Raw genomic sequence first — 4,471 nt, 5'->3', positions numbered from 1 at the left:
CGACTTTGGTGTAGATGATGTCGAATTCGGTTTGCTCAGTCATGGGTCTCTCCCGCGGAAATGTGTTTGCGCGATGCATAATAGTATTTTCAGCTGGCGTCGACCGCTTTCAGCATACCGTGGTATACTTCGTGGCGAATTGCATGGGAGCGCTCCTGACGGTGCAAGGCTGTTGAATGTCACTGAGAACTGAACCACATGCGAATTTTATTTCGAATTTCGGATAAAAAATGCTGATTAATACGGTTGCTACTGAATTTTCAGAATGATTCGCAACTAATTGAGACGCCTGAGCAAGTTCGCGCGGCGGGGCTGCAGGGATGAGTGCGGCTCGAGTGTTACGCCATGGCGTAAAAATTAGATATTTACGTTGCAGCGTAATTTGTTTTGATTTACGCTATACCGTAAAAGGAGCCGCATCATGGACCTCACAGCACGAACGGCCGAGCAGATCGGCGAGGCACTTCGCCGGACGCGCAAAGCGCGCGGCTGGACCCAAAGCGATATCAGCGCGCGCACGAATTTGCGCGTTGCAACGATTTCGTCGCTCGAGAATGGCGATGCGGGAACCAAGCTCGCCACTGTGCTCGCTATCATGGCTGCGCTTGGGCTTGAGTTTCGTTTGGTGGAGCGCGGCGGTTCGCTCGAGATTGAGGATATCTTCTGATGGCCCCAAAAAAATCAAACCGGCGCGGGCGTAGCGGCACGATGCAGGTGCTTCTGAATGGACGGCTGGTGGGAGCCTTGCGTCTCGCGGGTTCGGGCGCGATCAGCTTTGCCTACGATCACGACTGGCTGTCGTGGGAACACGCCATGCCCATCTCGCTGTCACTGCCTTTGCGCGAAGAGGCGCACCAAGGCGGTCCTGTCATTGCCTACCTTGAAAACCTGCTGCCGGACAATCAGGCGATACGTGAACGCGTTGCCGCTCGGGTGCGTGCAGGCGGCACGGACGCGTGGCACATGCTGGAGAAAATCGGGCGCGATTGCGTGGGGGCCTTGCAGTTCGTTTCGGGCGAGGTGCCCGAGTTTGGCGTGCTCGAAGGAGAACCCGTATCTGAGGCGCAGATTGCGGATATGCTGCGCAACTTGGCAAGCGCCCCTCTTGGAATGGAAGAGGAAGACGACTTTCGCATTTCGATCGCAGGGGCGCAGGAGAAAACAGCGCTGCTGCGCCACGAGGGAACGTGGATCCGTCCATCGGGGCTTACCCCCACAACCCATATCCTCAAGACCCAACTCGGCGTTCTGCCCGCTGGGGTCGATTTGTCCGACAGTGTCGAGAACGAATTCTTCTGCATGAGCTTTTGCCGCGCCATGGGGATGGAGGTGGCTGAGGTCGAGATTGCCGACTTCGAGGACGTGCGCAGCCTTGTTGTGACGCGGTTCGATCGGCGTTGGACCAAGGATGGCCGGTTGATCCGCCTCCCGCAGGAAGATTTTTGTCAGGGGCTCTCAGTCCCACCCAGCCAAAAATATCAAATGGATGGTGGGCCGGGGATCACCGAAGGGATCGGGTTGCTGACTGGTAGTGATGACCCCGAGGTAGATCAGCGCGCGTTCTTCCGCGCGCAGGTTCTGTTTTGGCTCTTGGGAGCGACGGACGGGCACGCCAAGAATTTCAGCATCGCATTGCGCCCTGGCGGGTTCCGCATGACCCCACTCTACGATGTGCTGAGCGCCCAGAAAGCGGTGGATGACGGTCAGATCCGCCAGAACCGGATGCGCCTCGCGATGGCGGTGGACGGGCACTATCGGATGAACGAGGTGGTGCCACGCAATTTCCTGCAGGCTGCCAAGGCGGCGGGCTTTGGTGTCGCGCTAGCGGAAGAAGTCTTGGCGGCAATCGCGTCTGAGTTTGAGCCTGCGTTGGACAAGACCCTTGCGGATTTGCCACATCGGTTCCCACAGCCACTGACGGAAACCATTGCTGTTGGCTTACGAAGTCGGGCAAGCGCTTTTCACGCGATATGATCCGCAGTGTAAAGCGCACAGCAATAATGGGCCGGAGAGACGGCTGCGACATAGCGCAGTTGTAGCGGAGTAAAATTCCGCCAGTTTGTCTCCTTCGTTTATTCGGAGGGCGGGAGATGTATTCTGTGGATATTTATATTCGTGAGCGCCGCGCCATTTTTTCTAAGTGCCTGTTGCTGAACACTATACGGCAATTTTGGGTGAAACGCAGCGAAAAACTGTACGCGGATTGTGTACGATTTGTGTACGAAGCGCGTTTTACAGCATCTTGTGGAAAGTGCCGTAAGTGACGCAAAATATTTTGGAATTTGGAGGCGAGTAGGAGAATCGAACTCCTGTACACGGATTTGCAATCCGCTGCGTAACCACTCCGCCAACTCGCCGGAAGCCCGTGCTGCTTAGGTTTCTCGAGCGTTCGCGTCAAGCTGTTATCACTCATGTTATCAGCGTTCGTTCTGTCTATGTTCGTGCACGCTTTTCTGCCGCTGAGCGCGCGCGCATTTCCTGACGCGCTTCTCCTGCGTATTTCCGTATCATGGCAATTGATGCGTGCCCGCTGAATGCCGCTATTTCGTCGTCCGTGCAATTGGCCCAGGCAAGCTCCATAACGCCGCGATAGCGGAGCGCATGTAGGTCAAATTCAAGTAGCCCGAGACGTTGGCGCTCCTTGCGCATGATTTGTGCCAAATATCGATAGGACATTGGCTGGCCATCGCGCCGCGTCAGAATCGTCAAACCAACCCTCGGTGCGTCGTCCAAAGCATGTTGAAGCGTCTCCGTGCAGGGCAGCCTTAGCATCCGTCCTGTCTTGCCCTGTCGTATTCGAAGTGACTGTCCATTGTATTCGGACCAGCAAAATCGAACCCAGTCGCCGGGGCGCTGTACGCTCCCGATGCCAATTTCAAAAATCAATAGGGGAAGGGCGTGCGCTTCCTCTCTAAAATGCTCAACCGCGGCTTGCCAAAACGGCCGGAGTGGGCCTTTCAACCGTCGTTGATTTTGAGCGAGAGCGTCGTCGCGTATCGTCCGAGTCCGTTCAGAGAATGGCGCGAGCGTTGGCGGCTGCTGGCATTGATTTCATTCCCAGGAACGGTGGCGGTCTTGGGGTGCGCTTGAGTTCTTCGGATTAGACGTATCGCTCGCCTCAAGCGCGCTTTGTTAGCGCAGCGGCGAGGTCGAGGTGCCAGGTTATTTGGCATTTGCGTCGCCGAGGGGACCTGGTCAGGCCTTGAGTGACTCGCAAAACCACCGCCTGCTTGGTCGGTTTGCGGTCTGCCTTGCCTGACAAAGCTCATCGTTGTGGCTGTGTGGCGGACCGTCTGACGTGGTTGCTGGCAATTTGCACGGAGGAAGGATGAACTTTTGTGCTATGCTTGGCTTCATTGGAGGGTGACCAAATGAGCTTTGTATCAATCACGACTTGGCGGATCACAGGTGAAACCGAGACACTGCAGCACGTAACGCAACTCATGAAGCGAAAATACTTTCCCGGGCTTTTGGCTTTGGGGGCCAAGCATTCCATGCTTATGGATGCCGAATTGGATCGATTTGCCATCGTGACTGTCTATCCCAGCCGCCAGGTGCGCGATGATGCGCTCGCGCACATCTCCGATCTGCGTCGCGAAGGTGCAGAGGAATTTGGCGCGGAGCTGATGGACGCCTATGCTGGAGAGGTCTTGGCCGCGTCCGATGAGTAGACCTCCCGGTCTAAATTCTTGGATCGTGTTTTTAAACTGACCTTCAATGTCGATCCGACAGCGCCCGTCTCGTCCCTCTGACAGGCGCCTTCAGCGACGAATGATCCCACAGTTCCAACCAAAACCGTCAGATGCGTGCCTTGCGCCAAACGCGCTCATGGGCGTGTGGCGCCGAAGACCCGACCGGAAGTTCTGTCCCTCGTTGTCTCGCGCCTGAACTCAAGCCTCTAGAGTTGCCTCATAGACGAGGACAAAACAGCCCGCCCTTCGGGGTGGCCTGTTTCAACGTTGACGTGCGCCCGAAGTGACCAAGTCTGCTTTCGACCCAACAGGACCTTCGGGCTGTTAGCTGCGAACGGCTTCACTCATGTGCAGATTCTGACACCTACCCTAAGGCGCATCGCGACGCCGGTTGGAGCAGGAGCCATCCACGACCCCATCAAATCTGAGTCCAAAGTGGACACTCATAATCTGAGGATAACTTGCGCTGACTTCGAGATCTTTTGCTATTGACCTTAGATCCAGCCCAGCACGCGGAGCCCCAACCCAAGAGTTGATAGCGCTGCCAGAGCGAAACTAAGCGTTCTCAGGATGGTGATCCCCAAGGTATAGATGACGTAGTGTGCAAAAATGCCGATGAAGAATGTCAACGCCAACAGTCCGGGGTATGTGTCGTCGGGTATTCGTATCATTGCGAGGATCGCAAGCGGTGCAAATGCGGCGAAGGCTTCGACAGCCACCTTGTGCGCGGCTTTAGCGCGCAGGGCCCAGGCTGACTGGGGAGCCAAACCCGGGCTTGG

Annotated in this window: 5 protein-coding genes and 1 tRNA gene; 3 read left to right on the top strand and 3 right to left on the bottom strand. The window is 56.2% G+C overall.

Annotated features, from left to right (window positions below; translation table 11 throughout):
• The first annotated feature begins 421 nt into the window (after positions 1 to 421).
• Both Q1B15_RS04420 and Q1B15_RS04415 read left to right on the top strand, forming a co-directional pair.
• Positions 422 to 667 carry a helix-turn-helix domain-containing protein gene (locus Q1B15_RS04420; RefSeq protein ID WP_137193494.1) on the top strand — a complete coding sequence of 82 codons (246 nt, stop codon included), beginning with the start codon at positions 422 to 424 and terminating at the stop codon, positions 665 to 667.
• Complete coding sequence (locus Q1B15_RS04415) at positions 667 to 1,974, top strand: type II toxin-antitoxin system HipA family toxin (protein ID WP_299750733.1); 1,308 nt, start codon at positions 667 to 669, stop codon at positions 1,972 to 1,974. Before Q1B15_RS04420 ends, Q1B15_RS04415 begins: the two co-directional genes overlap by 1 nt.
• Positions 1,975 to 2,283: 309 nt before the next feature.
• On the opposite strand, the gene Q1B15_RS04410 is transcribed toward Q1B15_RS04415, so the two are convergent.
• Positions 2,284 to 2,357, bottom strand: a tRNA-Cys gene (locus tag Q1B15_RS04410).
• 76 nt (positions 2,358 to 2,433) lie between these two features.
• Positions 2,434 to 2,886 carry a tyrosine-type recombinase/integrase gene (locus Q1B15_RS04405; RefSeq protein ID WP_299750730.1) on the bottom strand — a complete coding sequence of 151 codons (453 nt, stop codon included), beginning with the start codon at positions 2,884 to 2,886 and terminating at the stop codon, positions 2,434 to 2,436.
• Positions 2,887 to 3,371: 485 nt separating this feature from the next.
• Between Q1B15_RS04405 and Q1B15_RS04400 the strand changes: the two genes are divergently transcribed.
• A complete protein-coding gene (locus tag Q1B15_RS04400) occupies positions 3,372 to 3,671 on the top strand; it encodes a hypothetical protein (RefSeq protein ID WP_299750727.1) in 300 nt (99 codons plus the stop codon).
• Between the two features lie 515 nt (positions 3,672 to 4,186).
• On the opposite strand, the gene Q1B15_RS04395 is transcribed toward Q1B15_RS04400, so the two are convergent.
• The coding region (locus tag Q1B15_RS04395) for an MAPEG family protein (RefSeq protein ID WP_299750724.1) at positions 4,187 to 4,471 on the bottom strand (285 nt) is incomplete at its 5' end.

It is taken from the genome of uncultured Boseongicola sp. (assembly GCF_937988555.1).
In the GTDB taxonomy this organism is placed as follows: Bacteria; Pseudomonadota; Alphaproteobacteria; order Rhodobacterales; family Rhodobacteraceae; genus Boseongicola.
Note: the sequence above shows the minus strand (reverse complement) of the source record. Positions and strands in the feature narration are given on the sequence as shown.